This window comes from Mangrovimonas sp. sgz306409 (assembly GCF_059735265.1).
In genome coordinates, this window is sequence record NZ_JCAPEU010000005.1 from 71737 (window position 1) to 95616 (window position 23880).

General features: G+C 37.2%; 22 protein-coding genes. 5 read left to right on the forward strand and 17 right to left on the reverse strand.

Translation table 11 applies throughout. The features are described 5' to 3' along the window. Nucleotides 1-34 precede the first annotated feature (34 nt). The gene (locus tag AC6I5C_RS09930) at nucleotides 35-1438 is read left to right on the forward strand and encodes a M20/M25/M40 family metallo-hydrolase (protein ID WP_497905019.1); all 1404 of its coding nucleotides are present in this window, start codon (nucleotides 35-37) and stop codon (nucleotides 1436-1438) included. Between the two features lie 3 nt (nucleotides 1439-1441). Then, nucleotides 1442-2017, forward strand: a complete 576-nt coding sequence (locus AC6I5C_RS09935) for a DinB family protein (RefSeq protein WP_497905020.1) — start codon at nucleotides 1442-1444, stop codon at nucleotides 2015-2017. Nucleotides 2018-2290: 273 nt separating this feature from the next. Here the strand turns inward: AC6I5C_RS09935 and AC6I5C_RS09940 are convergent, their stop codons facing one another. From AC6I5C_RS09940 to lysA, 14 genes are all read right to left on the reverse strand, one after another. Next, complete coding sequence (locus AC6I5C_RS09940; RefSeq protein WP_497905021.1) at nucleotides 2291-3031, reverse strand: DUF6090 family protein; 741 nt, start codon at nucleotides 3029-3031, stop codon at nucleotides 2291-2293. Beyond that, nucleotides 3028-3786 carry a DUF6090 family protein gene (locus AC6I5C_RS09945; protein ID WP_497905022.1) on the reverse strand — a complete coding sequence of 253 codons (759 nt, stop codon included), beginning with the start codon at nucleotides 3784-3786 and terminating at the stop codon, nucleotides 3028-3030. Before AC6I5C_RS09945 ends, AC6I5C_RS09940 begins: the two co-directional genes overlap by 4 nt. Continuing rightward, nucleotides 3783-4565, reverse strand: a complete 783-nt coding sequence (locus tag AC6I5C_RS09950; protein WP_497905023.1) for a DUF6090 family protein — start codon at nucleotides 4563-4565, stop codon at nucleotides 3783-3785. Before AC6I5C_RS09950 ends, AC6I5C_RS09945 begins: the two co-directional genes overlap by 4 nt. Further along, on the reverse strand, nucleotides 4562-5302 hold the full coding sequence (locus AC6I5C_RS09955) for a DUF6090 family protein (protein WP_497905024.1): 741 nt from the start codon (nucleotides 5300-5302) through the stop codon (nucleotides 4562-4564). Before AC6I5C_RS09955 ends, AC6I5C_RS09950 begins: the two co-directional genes overlap by 4 nt. A gap of 1 nt (nucleotide 5303) precedes the next feature. Further along, on the reverse strand, nucleotides 5304-7067 hold the full coding sequence (locus tag AC6I5C_RS09960; RefSeq protein WP_497905025.1) for an ion channel: 1764 nt from the start codon (nucleotides 7065-7067) through the stop codon (nucleotides 5304-5306). Between the two features lie 316 nt (nucleotides 7068-7383). Beyond that, nucleotides 7384-7719 carry a hypothetical protein gene (locus AC6I5C_RS09965; protein WP_497905026.1) on the reverse strand — a complete coding sequence of 112 codons (336 nt, stop codon included), beginning with the start codon at nucleotides 7717-7719 and terminating at the stop codon, nucleotides 7384-7386. A 166-nt stretch (nucleotides 7720-7885) separates the two neighbouring features. Further along, nucleotides 7886-9184: an APC family permease gene (locus AC6I5C_RS09970; protein WP_497905027.1), complete on the reverse strand. Its 1299-nt coding sequence runs from the start codon at nucleotides 9182-9184 to the stop codon at nucleotides 7886-7888. 13 nt (nucleotides 9185-9197) lie between these two features. Then, complete coding sequence (locus AC6I5C_RS09975; protein WP_497905028.1) at nucleotides 9198-10379, reverse strand: acetyltransferase domain-containing protein; 1182 nt, start codon at nucleotides 10377-10379, stop codon at nucleotides 9198-9200. Between the two features lie 96 nt (nucleotides 10380-10475). Continuing rightward, a complete protein-coding gene (locus tag AC6I5C_RS09980; RefSeq protein WP_497905029.1) occupies nucleotides 10476-11816 on the reverse strand; it encodes a DUF418 domain-containing protein in 1341 nt (446 codons plus the stop codon). A gap of 209 nt (nucleotides 11817-12025) precedes the next feature. Then, entirely contained in the window at nucleotides 12026-13360 is a 1335-nt protein-coding gene (locus AC6I5C_RS09985; RefSeq protein ID WP_497905030.1) for an MFS transporter, read from the reverse strand. Nucleotides 13361-13396: 36 nt separating this feature from the next. Continuing rightward, entirely contained in the window at nucleotides 13397-14179 is a 783-nt protein-coding gene (locus tag AC6I5C_RS09990; RefSeq protein WP_497905031.1) for a hypothetical protein, read from the reverse strand. 474 nt (nucleotides 14180-14653) lie between these two features. Beyond that, a complete protein-coding gene (locus AC6I5C_RS09995) occupies nucleotides 14654-15709 on the reverse strand; it encodes an AI-2E family transporter (RefSeq protein WP_497905032.1) in 1056 nt (351 codons plus the stop codon). Between the two features lie 11 nt (nucleotides 15710-15720). Beyond that, complete coding sequence (locus tag AC6I5C_RS10000; protein ID WP_497905033.1) at nucleotides 15721-16806, reverse strand: SRPBCC family protein; 1086 nt, start codon at nucleotides 16804-16806, stop codon at nucleotides 15721-15723. 100 nt (nucleotides 16807-16906) lie between these two features. Beyond that, nucleotides 16907-18112 carry a diaminopimelate decarboxylase gene (gene lysA / locus AC6I5C_RS10005; protein ID WP_497905034.1) on the reverse strand — a complete coding sequence of 402 codons (1206 nt, stop codon included), beginning with the start codon at nucleotides 18110-18112 and terminating at the stop codon, nucleotides 16907-16909. A gap of 212 nt (nucleotides 18113-18324) precedes the next feature. Here lysA and sucC point away from each other — a divergent pair, with 212 nt between their 5' ends. Together sucC and AC6I5C_RS10015 are read left to right on the forward strand one after the other, a co-directional pair. After that, nucleotides 18325-19515, forward strand: a complete 1191-nt coding sequence (sucC, locus tag AC6I5C_RS10010; RefSeq protein ID WP_497905035.1) for an ADP-forming succinate--CoA ligase subunit beta — start codon at nucleotides 18325-18327, stop codon at nucleotides 19513-19515. 172 nt (nucleotides 19516-19687) lie between these two features. Continuing rightward, on the forward strand, nucleotides 19688-20044 hold the full coding sequence (locus AC6I5C_RS10015; protein WP_497905036.1) for a hypothetical protein: 357 nt from the start codon (nucleotides 19688-19690) through the stop codon (nucleotides 20042-20044). 42 nt (nucleotides 20045-20086) lie between these two features. Here the strand turns inward: AC6I5C_RS10015 and AC6I5C_RS10020 are convergent, their stop codons facing one another. Further along, nucleotides 20087-20350, reverse strand: coding sequence for a DUF1456 family protein (locus AC6I5C_RS10020; protein ID WP_497905037.1), 264 nt, complete (start codon nucleotides 20348-20350; stop codon nucleotides 20087-20089). Nucleotides 20351-20356: 6 nt separating this feature from the next. Continuing rightward, nucleotides 20357-21169, reverse strand: coding sequence for an alpha/beta hydrolase (locus AC6I5C_RS10025; protein ID WP_497905038.1), 813 nt, complete (start codon nucleotides 21167-21169; stop codon nucleotides 20357-20359). A gap of 272 nt (nucleotides 21170-21441) precedes the next feature. Between AC6I5C_RS10025 and AC6I5C_RS10030 the strand changes: the two genes are divergently transcribed. Beyond that, a complete protein-coding gene (locus AC6I5C_RS10030) occupies nucleotides 21442-21843 on the forward strand; it encodes a hypothetical protein (RefSeq protein ID WP_053975610.1) in 402 nt (133 codons plus the stop codon). A 5-nt stretch (nucleotides 21844-21848) separates the two neighbouring features. Here the strand turns inward: AC6I5C_RS10030 and uvrB are convergent, their stop codons facing one another. Continuing rightward, nucleotides 21849-23852: an excinuclease ABC subunit UvrB gene (uvrB, locus tag AC6I5C_RS10035; RefSeq protein WP_497905039.1), complete on the reverse strand. Its 2004-nt coding sequence runs from the start codon at nucleotides 23850-23852 to the stop codon at nucleotides 21849-21851. Nucleotides 23853-23880 lie beyond the last annotated feature (28 nt).

Below are 23880 nucleotides of genomic sequence, written 5' to 3' on the forward strand. Positions count from 1 at the left end.
AGAACTATTATCTTTAGAGCCAAAATTATTTTTTATGAAGCACATTATTGCCCTAGTGGTTGTTTTGTTTTCTTTTCAAATACAAGCCCAAGAAGATGCCGAAGTCATCAAAAACATTTACACTACATCTTTAACCAATGGCAAGAGCTACGAATGGCTGGACTATCTGTCCAATCAAATTGGTGGACGCTTGTCAGGTTCCTTAAATGCTGAACGTGCAGTAGAATATACCAAAGAAGAATTGGAGCAATTAGGTTTGGATAAAGTATGGTTGCAACCTGTTATGGTACCAAGATGGGTAAGAGGCGCTCCTGAATTTGCTTATGTAGAAACCTCTCCGGGAATTACAACCAATGTAAATATTTGTGCTTTGGGAGGCTCTATTGCAACTCCAAATGGAGGCTTGAAGGCTGAAGTTGTGGAGGTAAAGGGCATCGATGAATTGAAAGAGTTAGGAAGTGAAAAAATCAAAGGGAAGATTGTGTTTTTTAATCGCCCAATGCAAGCCGATTTGATAAATACATTCCAAGCTTATGGAGGCTGTGTAGACCAACGTTATTCAGGGGCAAAGGAAGCTGCTAAGTATGGAGCTTTGGGCGTTATCGTACGTTCTGTGAACTTGCGCTTGGACGATTTTCCACATACGGGAGCCATGAGTTATGGCGATTTGCCAAATGACCAACGCATTCCTTCGGCGGCCATTAGTACCAATGATGCCGAAATTTTAAGCTCTATGTTAGCTTTAAATAGTAAGCTGAAATTCTATTTCAGTCAGCATTGTAAGCAATTAAAGGATGTACAATCCTATAATGTGATTGGAGAAATTACAGGAAGTGAATTCCCTGATGAATATATTGTGGTTGGAGGTCATTTGGATTCTTGGGATTTAGGAGACGGTTCTCATGATGACGGAGCAGGCGTTGTTCAGTCAATGGATGTATTGCGTTTATTGAAGGAGAGTGGAATCCAACCTAAGAGAAGTATTAGAGTGGTGTTGTTTATGAATGAAGAAAATGGAATGCGCGGTGGAAAAAAATATGCAGAAGTTGCTAAGGCCAACGGCGAACATCATGTGTTTGCTTTGGAAAGTGATTCGGGAGGTTTTACACCAAGAGGTTTTTCATTTGATTGCAGTGATGCTGTGTTTAATAAAGTACAGCAATGGCAGGCTTTGTTCAAGCCCTACTTAATTCACTATTTTGAAAAAGGAGGTAGTGGAGCAGATATTGGTCCGTTGAAAGGTGGTGATATGGTGTTGGCTGGATTGCACCCGGACTCACAGCGTTATTTTGACCATCACCATGCATCCAACGATACCTTCGAGCATGTTAACAAACGAGAATTGGAACTAGGAGCCGCTACGATGACGGCTCTAGTGTATTTATTTGACAAGTATGGGACAGGAACCATTTCGGATATATCAGAATTAAACGATTAGTACATGAAGATAGTTTTAACAGGAGGGATGCTATTGATGGCATCCTTTATTTTTGCCCAAAAGGATATGGACACGACACTACCCTATTATGAAATACCTCAAGCATCCGAAATCTACACGGCAGGAACTGTGGCGGCTAGAATGGTTGATGGATTGGGATTTCGGTATTATTGGGCAACCGAAGGTTTAACCGAAACTGATTTGGCTTATAGTCCAAGCTCTGAAGTGCGTTCGACAGGTGAGACTATTGACCATATTTTGAACTTGAGTTATGTGGTTTTGGATGCTACTCTAAAACAACCCAATACAAAGCGGGATTTTTCCAATTCAAGTTTTGAAGAAAAGCGCAAACAAACGCTTTTGAATTTAAAACAAATTGCGGATACTCTACGTATCAGTGATGATTTGTCTGATTATAAGATCGTGTTTGGAGAACGCGAATTTCCATTTTGGAATGCCATTAACGGTCCTTTAGCAGATGCCATTTGGCATGCTGGGCAGATTGCTTCTTTCAGAAGGAGTTCGGGTAATCCTATCAATTCCAACATTAGTCAATTCAACGGAACGGTAAAACAATAAATTCTTTTAGATATCTAAAATAAAGTTCAAAGAGAACGGAATATTTCCGAAAGGATGTAGTGCTTTCTATTTGGAAGTGTCCTTGTCTGTTTCTTTTTTGAGTTCTTGATATTTGGTATAAAGTCTAATTCCCAAACGAGCAAAAAGGAGTACTGCGAATAAAACAACAATATTAAAATTGTCCATGTGCTATTAATTATATTACAAAGTTACTGTTTTGTGTAAGGGTTTATGGTCTCTTTATGTTGAATTTAACGTTTGGAATTGAGTGGTTTAAGTTGGTTCGGTGAGCTTAAGGATTTTTGAAATTAAGGATTTGGTTGTTTTGTAAAACTCCACCTGTTGCTTTAAAATATATAATTTATCATCAATATAGTTTTCAAACTGGAATTCCTTTAAAAGAATTTGGTTGCCTTGATGAATGTTTGACCTGGGGTAGCTGAAATACTTCCCAAGGTGATCAATGTTTCTAAGTGAACCATTTTGTTTGATGTAATGAATCAGTGCGATGTTGGTGTTTTCTGTTTGGGTTTGTATTTCCTGTAATTCGGCAAAGGAGCGGGACCATTCAAACAATAAGCGTTTTAAATCTTCATTACCCAATTTAGAGAGTCCTCCAGAATTTTTGAGCTCGTTAAGTACAAAATCGCTGGGCTTCCAGGTAGGACTGTTTAGGGATTCGGAAAGCAGACTGTCAATTTGATATGGAGTGTATGGGTGGGTTTCCATTCGGAATACTCCAAAGATCTTTTCCATGGATTTGATGGTTTTCTGAAGTTGAACATTGATGTTTTCAAGGTTCTTTAGGTTTTCTGCAAATTCTGAATGGAGGTTTCCAAGAATTTTATTTTCGGAACGTTTCTCAAGTCTGTTTTCATTCCAATTGTTGATCTGTAAGGCTATCAATATGCCAATGACAACCAATATAATTTCGCCAATGGCATAGCGCATATAGGCGGCAGTTTTGTTTTGTGCAGCTAGTTGTTTGCGGATGTTTCTAAAGAATTTAATCATGGTTTCTCAATTTCTTTCTCGAGGAGTTCGATAAGCAGTTGGATTTCATCGGATAGTTGTTTTCTGTAAAAGTAAACACTGGTACTGAGCTCCAGTTTTATGCCTATCAAATTCCTTATTTTAGGTTGCTTCATAATAGCCTCAAAATCAATTGGAGGTCCCGTTTCAATGGAGAGTTTGGGAAATTCCGCTTTAAGGAGGGGTAAAAAGTTGAGGTATTCTACTACAATTTCATCTATTCGCAACTGATGTACTCTTATTCGGTCGTCCATGAGGTTGTTGAGGTTGTTGATGCTACGTTCTAGATTGGTAAAATGACTTCGGATAGTTTTGTTGCTGATGAGGTCTGTTTTTCCGGAGGTTTTAATTTCTTCGTAGGCGTTTATGACCGGAATATCAATTTCAAAACCCCAAAAGATATTATGGTAAAGGGGGGTGTTGTTTTCTTTGTTAAAGAAGTTTGTTCGTTTTTCTTGGTTGCCCAAAGCTGCTTCCATTTCGTCTATCGCCAACTTTTCTTTGATTATGGATTCTTCTGATTGTTTTTTTGCTGCTTTTAAATCTTCCAATAAACTGCTTAAGATTTGCTGTTCTTCAATTTGCAGCTTTCTGTTTTCATTCCAATTATTGATTTGAAGCGCTATCAAAATACCAATCACCACCAGAACGATTTCTCCAATGGCATAACGCATGTATTTGGAAGCCTTATTTTCTGCAGCTAGTTGGTAGCGAATTTTGGAAAAGAGGTGCATCATGTATTCTTTGCTTTATTGCTCAGTTCTTCATCTATGATTGAAAGGATGTCCTCAATGTGTTTGAGTATGTCTTTTTGATAATTGAGTCTATTTAATTCTAGTACAAATTTTATGATTAGGCTCCCTAAAAATGAATTGTTGTTCAAGTGTTTGTTTACGATGGTTGATTTTTTGTCTGTGTCTATATTCATATCCTTCCATCCAAAATCTGAAACCATAAAAGGGGGCATTAGGTAAGGGCTGTAGGGACTAGATTTTTCTAGGAGTTTGCCTGTTAAATCAAGAGACATTACCTCGTCTTCGAAACCATATTTTATGAGTGCAGAGAATTCGGCCAATTCATCTTTCAGGTGTTTGTTCTTAATAACATTTAGTTTTCCAGATCCAATAAGGGCGTCATAGGTGCCATTGACAGGTTCTATTTTCCAATAGGAAAAAGCACCTATGTACAAGTATGCTCCCAAAGTGTCAAAATCAATAGTTCGATTTTTTTCCCGCATTGTCATTATTAACTTGTTGCTAAAATCCACTACTAAGTTTTGTCTTGATATAGTTTCTGAGACATTGTTTTGACTTTTAAGGAAATCATCTTTTAGGGATTTTAGTGTTTCCATTTCTTCACGGTTTTCTAATCTATTTTGATTCCAGTTATTTATTTGAAGTGCAATCAAAATCCCAATAACCACCAAAATGATTTCTCCTATGGCATAGCGTAGGTATTTTGCCGTTTTGTTTTCTGCAGCTAGTTGGTAGCGAATTTTTGAGAAAAAGTGCATCATTTGCTGTGGAGATTTAGTTCGGTTTTAATGAGTGCCTTGGTTGTTTCATTTAGTTTTGAAATTATTTCTACCCGAGTTCTTAGGGCATAGGCATAGGTTAATTCGGAATTCGCCAGTCGTAAAAACTCTTCAGATTTAAGAGCCTCAAGAATTTGCGGGATCTCTTTAGGGACTGTTTTAAAAGTTCCTTCGCTATCAAAAGGGAAGTAGGAATTCATAAATGTGGCGTATTCTGTTTGCAGGTTTCCTAGATACCGTTTAGTATGTTCTGAGAATTGATAATAAAAAAGCAAATGTTGTTTGAGATTTTCATTCTTCAATAGAAGGAGATTTCCTGTACTTATAATGTCATCATAGGTGCTTTTGGATTCTACCATGGTTCCTCTACTGCCAACCCCTCCATATCCCATTTTATTGATGAAGTCTAGAGTGTCTTTTATAGATGTTTGATGAAGTACATGATTTCTGGCCATGAGCAGTACTTCGATTTTTTTAGGAGAGGAATTTGAGAAATAGGTTAAACTAATGGAATCGCTTTTAAGGTCTAGTAAAAAGTTCTCTAAATATTGTTTTTCAAGAAGTCTGTCCTTCCTATAGGAATTCCAATTGTTGATTTGAAGTGCAATTAAAATCCCAATCACGACCAGCACAATTTCTCCAATGGCATAGCGCATGTAGGCGGCTACTTTGTTTTGTGCGGCTAATTGTTTGCGAATGGAACTGAAGAAAGTGTACATGCTAGTTGAGTAATTGAGATATAAGTGAAACACTGAAAATGGTCAACATAAACCAGCCAATAAACCCTTGTAAAATAGCAAGGTAACGAGGGAAGCCTTTAATGGGTATTTCTCCAAAACCAAGGGTGGTAAAGGTGTTTATGGAGAGCATTAAAGCATTCAGTATTTTGATGAAAAGATCATATATAATGGCAACCAAAAAAGCGCTTATCAATAAAATAGATTTCCAGAACCGTTTTTTTAAAGGTAAATCTTGCCATGTACCTTTCATGATATCGAATTTGCTTAAAATTGAGGCGTGTAAATTGGTTCTTGCAATAGTCCATTTGTAAAGGGGCAATCCGGTCTTAATGAAAAATTTTGGAACTTGCGGGCTAGCTTGGATTAATAAGTTTTTAAAAGCTTCATATTCCATTAAATCGGGTTGTTTATCTTCCAAGTACACTTCATGTATTCCCGCGTCTTTTTTCATATATTTTATAAAAAAGGTAAAACGGTCCATGATGCGTTTTCTGCCATGAGAATCCCAACTATTTGGAAAAAATAGATAGATGATCGCAAAGAAAATAATGACATACAGTGAAAAGATGATGGCTTTGGAAGGTTTAGTGCCATAATTGGAAAACAGCTTTAAAAATTGATTTACTTTCCATTGAAAGAAAGTGTCAAAAGATGGAGCCGTTTCATATTCATAGGCGAGCTTTTGTGTTTCTAAATCCTTTAATTCTATATAGACTGAGTTTTTACTTTCGGTGTCCAGAATATTATTATAGTGGTTGAGCAATTTGCCCCGAAGAGCTAATTCTCCTTTAAAAATGTCTTTGTCTTGTAATCTTTGTTCTAAATAGCTTTTTAAGTCTTTAGTTGATATGTTAATGTATGGAGGGTTTGTCTTATAAAAATAATTATCATAGGTTTGGGTGGAGAAGAGCTTTCCTTTCAGAGATTCCCAATCAACAATATGTTTTGGGTCAAAAGTATCAATAGCAAGTCCCACATGATTTCCAAAAGAATTTTTTGAAATATTTAAAAGGTTTATGCCTTGCATTTCAGTAACACGAAGCAAAATAGAGGACTCTAAAAATTCATTTGCTTCTATTCTGGTATAATCCACCTTGTCTGAAACAAAATGTATGAGGGTTGATTCTCCAAAAATTTGATTGTTTGCTAAGTGTAAATTGTTAATGTTTCTAAATATTAAGAAAAAATTACTATTGTAAACGTTGTGAAGAGGTTGGTACCCATAAAATGAACAATTATCAATAACGATAGTGTAACTGTGGGGAGCGTCTAGTTTATAAGGAGCCAAACTGGATGAAATGACAGTTTCATTATAAAAATGGCATTTTATTATAATCAATCCAATTGTTGTTGAATTAAACAGATCTTGATTCCAAGTACTTTGGATATACTCAATCCTTTTCTTTATTTGATTGTCCTTATTGTCGAGGAATAAATATAACCTTCCTTTAAAGTGGCAATTAAAAAGAGCTATTGAAGTGCATTGGCTAAATGTTACTTCTTTTAAGAAGGTGATGTGCTGTATGATACCGTTATTAATGGATTCATCTTTAGTGTCTTTTGATGTCAAGAATTGGACATTATCGAGAAATAGTACCTTATTAATTATTTTTTGTTTGCGAGTGTTAATAATAGAATCTATCGAATTATTTGCTTTTGCCTGAAAGAGAGAGTCTGTAGCTTCATTGTAGACAATTTCAGCATTTTTAAGTCTAAAAATAGTATCCTGTTCTTCTTCAATCATTTGAAACAATTGGGAATAAGAATAGCGTTTCAATTCCATTTCCTGAGATAAACTAGACCAAGAAACCAAAAGAAAAAGAACGAGGCTGGTCAATGTTTTCATATCAGGTAAAGGATTTGAAAGGAGATTATAAAAGGAAATTTATAATGGAGTGAAAATAGCGAGAGAAAAAAGAGAAGGAAGTATGGTGAAAAAGAAAGTATGTAATAGGTGTTTGTTAGTAGGGCACAAGGGCTTAGTGGCCAGTAACTCAAGTAAGGAGATTTCCAAATGTCAAGGCTTCTGAAATACATGGATGTTTCTTGAACATCCATGTTTAATAAAGAATATTATCCATAATCTTGTCCAAATTGCGTTCCATCATGGCAAAATTGCAGTCGGAGAAAAATACTTCGTACATTTCTCTTCTTAGCTGAGCCAATTCTATGTTGGAATAGTGGTGCAATTGTACCGTGTCATCAATTTTTTCAAAACGCTGTTCTTCTGTGTCCCTGGAAAATTCCTGGTACATTTTCTCGAAGATCTCAGGAGAAGATTTGGACTTTATAAGGTTGATTTCAGCCTCCGATTCATGAGAATCTGCATTGGCACAAAGCAGTAGAATATAGACTTGCAATTCGGTTTTGGTCCAAGTGTTTGCCTCGGGTTTCATAATGTCAAATTTTAAGTTTCACAAAAAATGTTCTTATGAATGGGGAGAATAATTGGTTTGTGATATTGTATTAAATATACTAAAGAATTAGGTTTTTTATGTTAAAACATTTGATTTTCATTTTGTTGTGTGTAATTTTTATTGGTTTTATCATAATGCGTTAATGTTATGATTTGTTAAAAACCTTAATGGTCGCATATAAAACACTAAGTAGTATCACAAAGATTAGAGTGCCCACTTTTTCTGGAAAGGATAAATAGGATAAAAAATAAAGTATAATGACAGATGACAGGAGAGGAACAGTGAGACCTCCCGGAATTTTAAAACCTTCCAAGTTTGTTTTTTGAGCACGACGCAATTTAATGACAGATAGTACCACACCCAAATAGACAATCAACAGGCTTCCCGTAGCAATAGGGACCAATTGCTCAAAAGTGCCTGTGGCAGCTAAGATAAAACCAATACTTGCATAGGAAATAATGGCGATATGAGGTGTGGCAAAGGTGTTATGTATGCTTGCCAATTGTTTGGATGGCAGTACTCGATCTCTTGCTAAAGCATAGATAACTCTTGGATTATTGAGAACTTCACCACTTAAATTTCCAAACATGGAAATCACTGCTCCGGCTAACAGCAGAAGGTATCCAAATTTGCCCATTACCACTTTTGCGGTTTCAGCCAAAGGAGCTGCTTGGTATTCTGGTAAAGCATCTCCCAAAACACCTTGAGATACCATTTGTATCAAGATGTAAAGGATGACTACAGTTGAAATACTTATAAAAATAGCTTTAGGCACGGTTTTTTGTGGATTGATCACCTCACCTCCAACGGTTAAGCCAACTTCACCTCCTTGAAAGGCGAAAAATAGAATTAAAGAGGTTTCTCCTAATTGTTTGATTGTGGGAGTATCTGTCCACCATAAATTGGAAAGTGAAACATCTTTCCACGCCAACAGTATCAACAGTATTAAGGGAATGAGTTTGGCAAAGGTATTGAACATGACAAGCCCAATACCTTGTTTGATGCCAATTACATTAACATAAGCCAATCCGAAGAAGATGATGAAAAGGGTCATAATCCGTATAGACTCGATTTCAAATAAAGGGAGGGCAGAGCCTAAAACATCCACAAGAGCATTGGAGACTGCTGCGTCTGCCAAAAGGCAACTGCTAATGGTGAAAATACCTGCTAAAAAGCCAGCATAATCTCCAAAAGCCGATTCAATAAACGTATATGAGCCACCGGTATTAGTTATTTTACTGCCAACTTCTGCATAGCAAAGCATAATCAAGGCCATAAGAATTCCGCAAAAGGCATAGGCAATAATACTGGAGGCTCCCATATTTTGAGCAATAAGTGCTGGAAGGGCAAAAATTCCTGCCCCGACAATAATATTGACAATATTAGCTGATAGCCCTAATAGTCCAATTGATCGTTTAAGGCCTTTGTCTTGTTTTACAGTCATATTATTTGGGACTTTAAAGGTAGCTAAGCCACCATTTCGCTTTGTTTTTAGCCTTGTATCTCATGTACTTTTTGCAGATAGGGTAAAGAATGGTAATAATGATGATCCATACTATATACACCACAAATAGGGGATAGCCATGGGCTGCAATACTCCAAGGAGACAGTCCTCCTTTTGATGAAATTAAGTCGCTCCAGCTGCCTCCCAAAACCAAGATGGCCAGAATTGCCAAGGCATGTATTAGCAACACATGCAGGAAATAATAGAACAATGGCACTCTTCCAAATACAATAAAAAAGTCCGTGATTTTGGTTTTGATACCTTCAAAGGCATAAAGAAACAGCATAGCAGGCCCTAGGGTAATCAATACGTACAGTAAGGACGGTGGGTATTTGGTGACGTTGAAAAAGGACAATACCGTAAATACAAAGTTCTTTTGTTTAGTCCACGGTACCATATCACCATAAATATTGATACCTCGAATAATGAAAAAGGCCGCAATGGCAAAAAGTCCAAATTGTAGTAACCATTTTTTTCTGGTAACGGCATTAAAATCCTTACTGTAAAGCACCCCAAAACAATAACCCAAAACCATGACGCCCAACCATGGGGCAATAGGGTAGGCAAAAATGATAAAGTGGTCTTCTCCAAGAGGAATCCTTTGGCGTTGATGGAATATGTACCAAAGTATGGAGCGAATATTAGACCCTTCAAAAGTAAAGCTGTCGAAAGTATTATGGGCGGCTATCAATATCGCTCCAATAACCAAGAGAATCTTTTTGGGGAGGAATATCAAAAAAGATAGTCCTACCATACAAAGTCCAATGGCCCAAATAACTTGGAGGACAATCAAATTGTATTCTGGATCGAATTGCCAAATAAGATTGTTCAGAGCAATTTCCAGGAAAATCAACCATAGGCCTCTTGTAAAAAGGAATTTGAACAGTTGAGGTTTTGTTTTTCTGCTTCCATAAAGAAAAGCTGAAGTTCCCGCCAAAAAAATAAAAACAGGCGCACAATAGTGCGTTATGAATCTCGTAAAGAATAGAAATGGAGTAGTGGTTTCCAAATCGGTTGGATCGCTAATGGAATTTCCTATATGGAAATAATCCCTGGTATGGTCCAGTGCCATAAGTACCATGACCACGCCCCGCAAGAGGTCAATCGTTTCAATTCGGTTGGTTTTTATGAGCATAGGCTACTATCAAAAATTAAACCGAAGACTTGGGGGACTGTCATAAATATAGACATAATAATCCATTGATTGTTAGAAACATTCGAAAATGCAAATTCAGGATTCGGTCGCTTTAACCGTATAGGGTTGTTTGGCTTCAATTCTAAAAGGCTGTTTTTGTTTATAAGTCAAGGAGCGCCATAGCCATTCAAAAGGACCATATCTAAAATATTTGAGCCAAATGGGACTGTAGATTAATTGAGCAATCCAAATGGCAAAAACAATGTAATATAATTGATGGCGTTCCAATTGTCCATAAAGTGAAAATCCAAATCCTAGAAAAATAAAGGCCACAATAATACTATGTACTAAATAGTTGGTTAGGGCCATTCTTCCTACCGCAGCTAAAGATTTTTGAAGGAAGCCCAATATTCCGGATTTAATGAAAAGCATGATAAACCCTACATGGCCCAAGGTTGTGAATAGTCTTCCCAAATCATAGGTGATAAAGGTTTTGGAAGTTACAATGGGATCAAAGCTGCTTTTGATAAGTTGGGAGGTTTCATAATAATTAACCGAAAGGCCAATACCATAACCAATGAGTGCCATAAGCCCATAATATTTAAAAGATTTTTCACCGTGAAAGATTCTTAGGTTGAAAAATGCCATCCCTAGCAGCATATAACTGAAAACATCCCATAAGTCGAACCGATATAGAAACCAGCCTTGGCGTTCAGAATAGTGTTTAGCTTTGTAACTAAAAATGGACCAATAGCTGGGATTGCGCATTTCTGCAACTTGTTCGTCAATTTTTTCTTGTGGCATTTTAGTGTTCAATTTTTCCCATTTTCCCAAAGCGGCTGTCTGTTTTGAGGTCAAGGAATCGTTGGCTTTTTTTAAGGCAGCGGCTTCAAGCCCTTCTTTTTTGATTTTAAGAGTGTCCCTATATTCACTGTAAGTCCATACAACTCCTAAACTTATAAGGACCAAACCGCCTATAATTAATTTTTTTGACGGTGTATTTCTAAATGGAAACAACATGAGTCCAAACACAGCATAATGGAACAGAATATCTCCATGCCATAAAAAGACGTAGGCGTTAATAATTCCAAAAATTAATAGCCATAAAAGACGTCTATAATAAATGTCGGCAGTTTTTATTCCTGCACCGCTGCGTTCCAAACGAGAGGTTAGTAAAATCACTCCTGCTCCAAAAAGTAAGGTGAACAAGCCTCTCATGGTCCCTTCAAACAGCATGTTGGTCATGATCCAAGCTTTTAGGTTTAAGCCTTCGGCTCCACCGGATATAGTAGGGTCCATATAGGCAAAGGGAAGCCCCATGCCATTGATATTCATTAAGAGAATCCCCAAAAGGGCAACCCCTCGAATGACATCCAAAGAATTGATTCGCTCTTTGGATTTCGTCGGCTGTAATATTGTTTGATTAGTTGTTTCCATTGTGTTAGAGATTTTTGATGGGTTCAGTCATTGCTTCTCACTCTGATAGGCTTTAGATATACATTTTAATATGGTTATGGTTTATTCGAAGAAATTTTTTGGATAAAAGTTTTAAAATTGGATTACACTCTTTTTGAAAGTTGTTGTTGATGAGTATTGATTGGTAAGGAAGGTCTAGTTTGATTTTCATATGGTTTTGTGAGTATTGTTTAATTGGAATCAAGTGTTACAGGGGATATTTTTATAAAAGCTTTGATGGATTTTTTATGTTTCAAAAAATTGATATACCTAATCATGAATAGCATAATTAAAGGCGCTAGTGCCGTTACAAAAAACACTTGTTCCCAACTCAAATTGTTTTTTAAAGGCCCCAATAGTCCAGATCCAGAAGCGCGGCCCATATTGCTAAGAGCCATATAAAGAGTAAATTGAGTAGCTGCTACTGTTTTCCAGCAGAGATGCATGGCCGTGGCAAAAATGGAAATACATAAAAACGTGTATCCAGTGTAATAGCTCAGTATAAACCCGTAAATCATTACTTTATGATGCCATAGGCTTGGAAATAAGCCAAAACCTATTATTAAAATTGTAAGAAATATTAGATAAAAAGACATCATTTTAAGTTTTCCAAAGAAATCTACCATAGCACCTCCAACAAACATTCCCAATAAGCCTCCTAGAATGGTCATGACAGAAAAAACTTGAGAGAATTTCGTGTTGGTCCAGCCCAATTCCTGAACGGTAAATATGGGAAGTAATGTGTCTATCAAGCCATACATGATTCCAATAATAAAAGAGGAAATACTCAAGATTAGACTAGAGGGTAGTATGACAACTTTTGAGAGGTTTTTAAAGATAGTTTTCCAATTGGATAGCTGAATGGATTTAGTAGCTTTACTAGCCTCTCCTAAGGACCATGGCATCCATTTTTCTCCAGGACGTTCTCTGCAATATATAGGAACCAACATGATTAAGAACACTACTATAGCAAGCGAGTTGATAGTTTTATGGAACCCAATACTGTTGAGCAAACTAGTGCCAATGGCTAAGGATGCAGATGTGCCAATAATTTTTGTTCCCCACATGAGGCCATTGGCCCTAGCTTGTTGTTTGGATGGAACTAAATCTACAGCCATACCGTCGGTAGCTACATCTTGAAAGGCTCCAAAGAAGCTGATGCAGAATCCGGCAATCATTAGTCCTTGGAGATTGTTAAGAGGATTATTTACAAAACCGATGGATAAAAAACTAATAATAAGTCCCATTTGGCCTAGAATAACCCAGGGACGTTTTCTTCCCATGGGTAAAAATGTAAAACGATCCATAATTGGAGCAATAAGAATTTTGAAGCTCCATGGAATTCCTATTACGGCCACATAGCTTGCAATATAGCTTGGTGATTTACCATTCATGGCTAACCAAGCGGGTATTGCAAAAAAAGTAATGCCTTCAGGAATTCCTTGAGCTGCATATAAAATAGAAAAGGTGATATATCTTGTCAGTGCACTTTCAGATAATACCCATCTATTTTTAGAAGGTTTCAAAGCAATTTTTTCCGTTTTTGAAAACATGGGAAACCCTTAGTTGGATGAAAGGTCTTCCATATAAGAGTACAGATAGGCCCAATCGGAAATTAAAGCAGATCTGAATTTTGCTCTTAGCTCGTCAGCTTTCTTTTTGCCATGTGCTTTTTCGTAGATCGTCCAAACACCATCGGTATCCTTGTCTAAATCTGCAAAGTTTAAAAAGGGTATAGCGATAAAGTAATCGGCTACATCGGGGCCGCCACCCATCACATTGTACCAGGTGCCTCTTATGCCTCCTCCAGAAGTCCGCATAGTAGAAGCGATTTCTTTGGTGACCTCTTTAAAGTCTGAGGAATTGGCAATTTTTACATTGTACACCCAAACAACCTTGGTACCTTCCAAAGGACTTGGTCTACTAATTTCGGGAATGGATTCTGCCAGATTGTATTGCACTTTATCAACATGAGGCCAAATAAAATCCATCGCTTTTGAACGGCAATTGTTGCTGGCCGTATCCTCGTCGTCTTTGTCCAATTCAGCCCAATTGTTCATGGTGCTGGTTAGCACATATACATTCCCTTCACCTTGAAACCGCTGCCACATGTTCCATTTAAAGGTTCCGTTGTTATCATTGTAGCATTTTTTCCACATTTTAACACCCTCTTTAAATTGTGAATTATGCCCCATTTTTACTGTAAATTCAGTCATGTTGAGCATTCTTCGGTTAGATGATTGGGACAGGGACGATAGGGGTAGGCAAAATGCAACCAAAAGCAGCATAATGGCAAGATTTTGGAGCTGTAGGAAACGTTTGGGGAATTGATACTTTGTTTTCATAATTCATTGGTTTTAAAATGGACTAGGGATTTGTAATATTCCAGTCTATTTAGATTAATAGCATTACATAACAAGCGTACGTATTGTCGTGCACTGAAAACAGGGTAGCTGGAGCTATAGGTTATCTAAGGCAAAAGTTCCTAAGCCTAATTTTGTCTAATAAGATTAAGGGGTATATGTTTTAAAAGACAGGGAAAATCAAAAAGGGAAGGGGAGCCCTTAAATGTTGCAACTAATGAGAAGGCGGGTATCAAAAACACATTCAGTTTTAAATCAAGCAGCCTTTTTAATATAAGAAGCCGATTAATAAAAGGAATGGTTACTCCTGAGGCGGAAAAAAAAAGTGTTGGTCGTTTAGTCATACAAGTCTTAATTAACTATTTAAAAAGACTTTAGGGTATTTTAAAGGTAAGAAAAATTACAACATACTTCGTGTTTTGTTTGAATTGTTTTTAAGAACCTAAAGAAATAGGCTTATAATTTATTTTCATCATTGGGTAAAGGATGCCATTCCATTGGGTCTTTGGCGCCGTATTGCGCTTTGTAAGTTTTTATTAGAATTAAGAACAAACTGATGAGCAATGGTCCAAATATTAATCCAATAAATCCAAATAAAGGCACACCAACAATCACACCGACCAGAGTTATTAAAGGGTGAACATTATCCAGTTTTTTTAGAATAAACAAACGGATGATATTATCTGTTGATCCAACAACCACAAAACCATAAATAAGAATCCCCCAAGCTTGGACGGTATGGCCTGCGGATAGTGTTATTAAAAATACAGGGAGAATTCCAACCAAAGTCCCCACAAACGGAATCATGGAACCTATAATGGTAATGACAAACCAAAAAAACGGCGATTCCACTCCAAAAATGAGGAAGCCAATCAAGGCCACAATACCTTGAGCTATGGCTACCAAAGGAATTCCCAAGGCATTAGATCGTACCATGGCTTTAATTTCATGGCCAATTTCAACCAAACCTTCTTTATTCATTGGGACATATTTGTTCATGGAAGTTCCCAATTCTCTACGGTTGGTGAGCATATAGTACAGCATGAAGTACATGATTCCAACTGCAATGACCGCATTAAAGGTGCCTCCTGCAAAAGCCTGCAAATTTTCAGATAACCAGCTAGTTATTTTTGTTGTGTCTATTTGGGAGTTGATATCAAAGCCCACATAGCTTTCTACCTTGCCAAATTGTTCCTTAAACGCATTGATTACTTCGGTACTGTTGTCCACGGCATGTCCTATCTTATTTCCCAGCATCCAAATAATACCTGCTACAGGTACCAGAATGATTAGAAATGACAAAAACATTAGGAATATGGCAGCCGCGTTTACGCCCCATCGTTTTACCTTTACCAAATAGGTCATCCATTTTTGAAACAAAAAGTAAATGGTTATGGCTCCCAAAACACCTGTTAAATAAGGAAGCATTTCCAAACAAATGAGGTACGCTATAAAAGTAATTAGGATAAGAAGAAAAACCTGTCGGATAACGGAGGGCGGAATTTGTTTCATATTGTGTTGGATTAATTTAAGTATTTCGCGAGTAGGGAATGGAAGTGGTGGACCCCTTGTTCCCTTGTTGGAGAAAATCTTCCTGTGTTATAAAATCTAGATTGCACACCTTTGTTGACAAGTTCTACTACAAATTCATCTTCACGTTCTACTTTGTCTAAAAGTGCGCCTGCACCTTTATCCAATTTAGTTTCGTCATAAACATAGGTGATAAAGGATACTTTGGTTTTGTTTAAACCTAATGGTTTTACGATATTGATAGATAAGCCCCAAGGATAAAAATTGAACATCATGTTTGGAAATATCCAATAATAATAAGCAGCTACCTCTTTGCCGAAATCTATATGTTCTTTAGGAAGGTCAAAAACTTCTTCACTTGAATTGGTGTATCCAATTTGGAGGTTGCAGTGGTCATATAAAATTGTGGTGTAATCTCCATAGTCCAAAACACTGTTTAAGTCATCGTGTACGAAAGGAATGTGAAAGCCTTCCAAATAGTTGTCGCAGTACAAAGCCCAATGACAATTGACAAGGTAATCCTTGCTGAGGTCGTTTCTCAATTTAAATTGGTGCAATGGTAAAAACCAGATGCGTTCTTTCATCGTATTCAACACGGAATTGAAGTCAAACAAAGGATCGAGACTTACAAAAATGAAGGGATCCAAAGTGGCAACTGGGAATTCTTGAAGGTTGTCGCAAGGCCTAGGAAAATTTTCGGCAGTATCGAACTCGGGCATGGATTTGAAAGTTCCATCCAGATTGAACCTTCGGCCATGGTACATGCACTGCAAGGTTTTTTGTTTCCCTGGGTTTAAGACTACAATGTTTCCTCGATGGGTGCAAACATTGCTAAAGCACTTGATGCTTTGGTCGGAAGTTCTTACCAACACCAACGGTTCAGAAAGATAGTTGTCTAAAAGGTAAAACGGATAAACCGTTTCGGCAAAGGGTAATAGTTGCGTGTCACCTACCCATTGCCAAGACCTTAAAAAGATGTCTTCTTTAATCTTGTCGAAAACGTCTTGACTTCTGTAAAAATGTGCGGGTAGGGTTTCAGCCTCGTGGATATTCTTATTGATAGTAAACTTGTGCGTCATAGAAATGGTTTAAAAGCAAAAACTAACCTCAATAAGATGAGTTTGAGTACAATAAATATATAAAAAAAAGCGCTAATTTGTTAATTAGCGCTTTTTGATTTTATAATTCAATCTCTATTTGATTTTTGATAATGTCCTCAAAGGTTTCCCTTTTTCTAATTAAATGGGCGGCGTCCTTGTACCAAAGGACTTCGGCTGGACGGAAACGTGAATTGTAGTTAGAGGCCATCGAATAACAGTAGGCCCCGGCATTTTTAAATGCCAAGATATCACCTTCGGTAATTTCCTTGATACGTCTGTTATTGGCAAATGTATCCGTTTCGCAGATGTAACCTACAACCGAATAAAAACGTTCTTTTCCTCTAGGGTTGGAAAGGTTGACAATTTCGTGTTGTGCCCCGTAAAGCATTGGACGAATCAAGTGGTTGAATCCAGTATCTACTTGAGCAAATACCGTTGAGGTGGTTTGCTTGATAGCGTTTACTTTGGTTAAGAAAAATCCAGATTCGCTCACCAGAAACTTCCCAGGTTCGAAGGCTAAGGTTAATTCTTTTCCATAGTCTTTACAGAATTCGGTAAAGCGCTTGGTCAATTTTTTTCCAAACTCTTCTATATTGGTTTCTATGTCTCCTTCTTTATAAGGAACCTTGAATCCTGAACCAAAATCAAGGAAATCCAAGTTTTTAAAATGCTTAGCGGTATCAAATAATATTTCACTTGCATATAGGAACACATCAATGTCCAAAATGTCACTTCCTGTGTGCATGTGGATACCGTTAATGGTCATTTGGGTGTTCTCAACAATGCGTAGGATGTGCGGGATTTGATGAATTGAAATTCCGAATTTACTATCAATATGCCCTACAGAAATGTTGGTGTTTCCACCGGCCATCACATGAGGATTGATTCTGATACAAACTGGCGTTTTTGGGTGAATGGTCCCAAATTGCTCCAAAATTGAAAGGTTGTCAATATTGATTTGTACTCCCAATTTAGCAGCTTCCTCAATTTCTTCCAAGGATACCCCATTTGGAGTGAAAATGATACGCTCTGGAGTAAATCCAGCAGCCAATCCTAATTTAACTTCTTGAATGGAAACAGTATCCAAGCCAGAGCCTAAGCTGTTCAACAACTTTAAAACGGAAATGTTGGAAAGTGCTTTAGCAGCATAGTTGATTTTCAACTGTTTCACCTTACTAAACGCAGATGTTAAACGTTTATACTGGGAAGCAATTTTTTCAGCATCATAAACATAAACTGGACTCCCAAAATTCTCAGCGATTTCAAGTAAGGTGTTTGTTTTCATTTTAAAATTTTTTAAGACGCCGCAAAACTAACAAAAGAATTTCTTATTAAGACCATAAACCAAGGCGTATTAACGCTTCTTTATGCAACTTTTTTAACCTAGGAATACTTCCTTTAAAAATTATTGGTAAAAAGTTATAGGTTGTTTACTTTTGTTCACCATAAATTTAAAAAGTGATTCTCTTTTAGGAGATAACAAATAGATTATAACAGATGAATTTACACGAGTATCAAGGAAAAGAAATATTAAGCAGTTTTGGAGTGCGTGTCCAAAGAGGTATCGTAGCCCAAAACGCTCAAGAGGCTGTTGCTGCAGCAAAACAACTAACCGCTGAAACTGGAACCGGATGGCATGTGATTAAAGCACAGATCCATGCAGGTGGACGTGGAAAAGGTGGTGGTGTAAAATTGGCCAAAAACCTTCAGGAAGTTGAGCAGTTGGCAGGTCAAATCATTGGAATGAATTTGATCACTCCACAAACTTCTGCCGAAGGTAAAAAAGTGCACCAAGTGTTGGTTGCTGAGGATGTTTACTATCCAGGAGCTAGCGAACCGGAAGAATTCTACATCTCTGTGTTGTTAAACCGTGGTACTGGTCGTAACATGATCATGTACTCTACCGAAGGAGGTATGGATATTGAAACTGTTGCTGAAGAAACTCCACACTTAATTTTTACTGAAGAAGTAGATCCAGCCGTTGGACTTATGCCATTCCAAGCGAGACGTATTGCTTTCAACTTGGGATTGTCTGGAAACGCTTTTAAAGAAATGACGAAGTTCGTTGCAAGTTTGTATACTGCTTATGTGAAATCTGATGCTTCCTTATTTGAGATCAACCCTGTGTTGAAAACAAGTGATGACAAAATCATGGCTGTGGATGCTAAGGTGACTATCGATGACAATGCACTTTACAGACATAAGGATTATGTAAACTTAAGAGACTTACGTGAGGAAAATCCAATTGAAGTTGAAGCTAAGGAAGTTGGTTTGAATTACGTTGATTTGGATGGAAACGTGGGATGTATGGTAAACGGAGCTGGATTGGCCATGGCAACTATGGATTTGATCAAGCAAGCGGGAGGTGAGCCTGCAAACTTCTTGGACGTAGGTGGTACTGCTGATGCTGCTCGTGTTGAAGCTGCTTTTAAAATCATCTTGAAAGATCCTAATGTAAAAGCTATCTTAATCAATATCTTTGGAGGTATTGTACGTTGTGATAGAGTTGCTCAAGGAGTTATTGATGCTTACAAGAACATGGGAACTATCAATGTGCCAATTATTGTACGCCTTCAAGGAACCAATGCAGATATCGCTAAGGAATTGATCGACAACTCAGGATTGGATGTGTTAAGTGCAACTGAATTCCAAGAAGCAGCCGATAAAGTACAGCAAGTATTAGCGTAAGACAAAATACTTACAAAACTATATATTAAGAAGACTGAAGCCTTATTGGTTTCAGTCTTTTTTTGTTAATAATGTTAAAAGTCGTTAAGGTGGCGTTAATAACTCGATTTAAGTGTAACATTTTTGCTTACTTATAGTCTATTAGGTATCAATCATTTAAAATCGAACATTTATGAAAACAATTAAAGGGCTTTTATTGGCGGTAGCAATTATCTCCAGTAGTGTACTTATGGCAAGTACATCGCCAAAAACAACTGCCACAACGAAAAGTGCTGAAGCAACTGCAATTTCAAATGAAATTAACCAATTTTTGGTAGAACCAAATTTTGTGTTGGAAGAAGATGTAATGGCTTACGCTACAATTACGTTTAACCATGATAACGAAATTGTTGTACTTTCTGTAGACAGCCCAAATGAGGCTGTAGAAGAATTTGTAAAGGAACGTTTAAATTATAAAAAGTTACCTTTTAATATCTACAACAAAAAACAAACCTTTTTAGTACCAATAAAACTGGATGTAGAAGAGTAAATAATTTTACCGAATGTTTGAAAACTCCTAAGTAACTTTTGCTTAGGAGTTTTTTGTAGGGTTATTTTGTTGCTTATTAGGTTTGTCAGGCATTGGTCCACGCATATGAATAATCAATCCATTTAAAAAGTTGCGCAGAATTTGATCGCCGCATTCCATGTATTTAGGATGGTCTTCTTTTCTGAAAAAAGCGCCCAATTCGCTTTTTGAAATTCTAAAGTCTACCAACTCCAGAATTTTTACAATTTCTTCATCCCTTAGTTTTAGGGCTACTCTCAATTTTTTGAATATATCGTTATTAGTCATAATTCTTTAATTTTTAATTAGCCAATTGTAGGCTTCTGCAAATTGTGATTTCCAAAAAGCTTCATTATGCTGGCCACCATCAATTATTTTATTTACTATGTTTTCTTCTGTAACACCCTGTGATTTAAGGAGAGTTACCATTTTGTTTTGATCAGCTACCCCAGTGTCACTTTCTTCGGTTCCTATTAAAAAGTAAAACCTTGAGCTGTTTGGAATTTGTACTGCTCTTGCAAAATCGTAAATCTTTTCACTATACCAAAATGAAGGAGAAAAAACACCTGCATTTCCAAAGACCTCAGGATACTTTACTACTGCGTAAAAAGCCATAAGCCCTCCAAGAGAAGATCCCCAGAAGGTAGTACATTGGGCTTCGGACTTGGTTTTGTAATGTTGGTCTATATAGGGTTTAAGTGTGTTGATAACAAAATCGAGGTAGTTATCTCCGTTTCCTCCGCCGTATTCTGAATTTGCATAAGGAGTGAGTTCGTCGAGGCGTTTGGCATTGCCATGTTCAATACCTACAACAATGGATTGTTTGGTTTTAAGGCTATCCATAAATTCATCAACACCCCATTCGCCAACATAAGACGTTTCATTATCAAACAGATTTTGGCCATCAGCCATATAAATTACTGGATAGGTTTCTTTTGAGCTGTTATAGGAGCTAGGAAGGTAAATCCATATTTTTTTTGTCATATTCAATTGCGGAGCTTCTATTGTGAAATGAGAGACATTTTTAGAAGCAGTGCTCTGAGCCTTGGCAGTTGAGGAGCAAACGGCGATTAAAATATAAACATGGATGGCGAAAATGACCTTCATTAGAAACTTCTGGAAAAAGAACTTTACAAATTTAGGCAAATAACTACAGTGCCGTTTATCGAACTTTGATTTTTACAATTTATTATTCGTCGTTTCGGGATAAATTATGTAAATTGCTGATTTCCAACATATTAAAAGATTAATAGCATACCAACGTAAAAAAAGGAGGACGAACGGTATTTTTTTTTTCGATAACAGACTATAAATCAACGATGATCAAAAATAATATCTTTCTAATTTTAAAATGAAGTAAAATATTAGATCCCTTAGGTATGATAAACCGTGTTGAAAAATTGAGCTTACTTTCGGAGATGATTGCCTTTGCTCAAGCAGATGACAATATGAAGATTATTGAATATAAATTCCTTTTGGGTGTAGCCAAGCAATTGGATATTTCTAGGGAAGATTTCGATTATCTTTTTAAGCACCCCGTTACCTATGTACATTTAAAGTCGCATAGCGAACGTATTGTTCAATTCCACCGATTGGTACTTTTGATGAATTTGGACAATGAAATATCCAGAAAAGAATTGAGAAAACTCCACAATTTTGGATTACGAATGGGTTTAAGCCATGAGTCCATTAATAAAGTGTTGGACTTGATGGAAAGTTTCCCCAATAAAATTGTTCCTCCAGATTTCTTAATAGATATATTTAAGATTCAGTATAATTAATGGTATTATACTTTTAAGGCATCCAATTTGGTTTGATAGGCCTTAATTTCATCCCTAAACTGCGCAGCTAGCATAAAGTCTAAAGCTTTTGCAGCGTCTTCCATAAGCTTTCTTTTATCTCGAATTTTCTTCTCCAGTTCTACTTTGGACAAGTATTCGCTTTCAGGTTCGGCAGCCTTGGCAGCTTTGAGCTCGTAGCTGTATGTGCTCACAGAATTTTTGGTGAGTACATTGTCTAAGCTTTTATTAAGTGGTTTTGGAGTAAGATTATGTTTGGTGTTGTAGTCAATTTGCTTTTCCCGACGATAGTTGGTTTCGTCAATGGTTTTTTGCATGCTTCCCGTTATTTTATCGGCGTACATAATAGCTTTACCATTGACATTCCTAGCCGCTCTACCAACGGTTTGGGTTAGAGAGCGGTTGGATCTTAAGAAACCTTCCTTGTCCGCATCCAAAATGGCTACCAAGGAAACTTCTGGAAGGTCAAGACCCTCACGAAGAAGATTGACACCCACTAATACATCAAATAACCCCTTTCTTAAATCTTGCATGATTTCAACGCGTTCCAAGGTGTCCACATCACTATGGATATAACGGCAACGGATTTGGATACGGTCTAAATATTTGGTCAACTCTTCAGCCATACGTTTGGTAAGGGTCGTTACCAAAGTACGTTCGTCCTTTTCAACCCGTTGTTGGATTTCCTCTATCAAATCATCAATTTGATTTAAACTTGGACGAACCTCAATAATAGGATCCAACAATCCTGTTGGACGAATTACCTGTTCTACATAAGCACCTCCTGATTTTTCCAATTCATAGTCTGCAGGCGTAGCACTTACATAGATGACTTGGTTTTGAAGCGCTTCAAATTCTTCAAATTTCAAAGGACGGTTGTCCATGGCAGCGGGCAATCTAAATCCGTATTCTACCAAATTCTCTTTCCGGCTTCGGTCACCTCCATACATGGCATGTACTTGGGAAATGGTCACGTGACTCTCATCCACAACCATCAAATAGTCGTCTGGGAAATAATCCAAAAGGCAGAACGGACGTGTTCCGGGCTCTCGACCATCCAAATACCTTGAATAGTTTTCAATTCCAGAACAATACCCCAATTCCCTAATCATTTCAAGGTCAAATTCCGTACGTTCCTTAAGGCGTTTAGCTTCTAAATGTTTGCCAATTTCTGTAAAGTAATCATACTGTTTTACCAGATCGTCTTGGATATTTTTAATAGCTCCCTGCAAAACATCGGGTGATGTCACGAACATATTGGCGGGGTAAATATTGAGTCGGTCATATCTTTCAATTACCTCATTCGTCTGAACATTAAAAGCTTCGATATCTTCAATTTCATCTCCAAAAAAATGGATTCTAAAAGCATGATCGTCATAACTAGGGAAGATATCAACAGTATCTCCTTTTATTCTGAAATTTCCATGGTTGAACTCAGCTTCGGTACGTGAGTACAAACTTTGAACTAACATATGAAGTAATTTGGTTCGAGAAATAATTTGGTCCCTTTCCAATGAAATGACATTCTTTTGAAACTCCACAGGGTTTCCAATACCATACAAACACGAAACCGAGGCAACCACTAATACGTCCCGTCTTCCTGAAAGCAGGGAAGAGGTAGCGCTCAAACGCATTTTTTCGATTTCCTCGTTAATGGAAAGATCTTTTTCTATATAAACTCCCGTTACTGGGATATAGGCTTCGGGTTGGTAATAATCGTAATACGAAACAAAATATTCTACGGCATTGTCAGGAAAAAACTGCTTGAATTCCGAATACAATTGAGCGGCTAAAGTTTTGTTATGGGCCAACACCAGGGTAGGTCGTTGAACTTCTTCAATAACGTTGGCAACAGTAAAAGTTTTACCAGAGCCCGTTACTCCCAAAAGAGTTTGGTATCTGTCACTTCCTTCAATACCCGCAACCAGTTGTTTAATGGCTTGAGGTTGATCCCCGGTTGGACCAAATTCTGATTTTATTTTGAAACGCATAGCGCAAATTTACATGTTTGCATTGCGT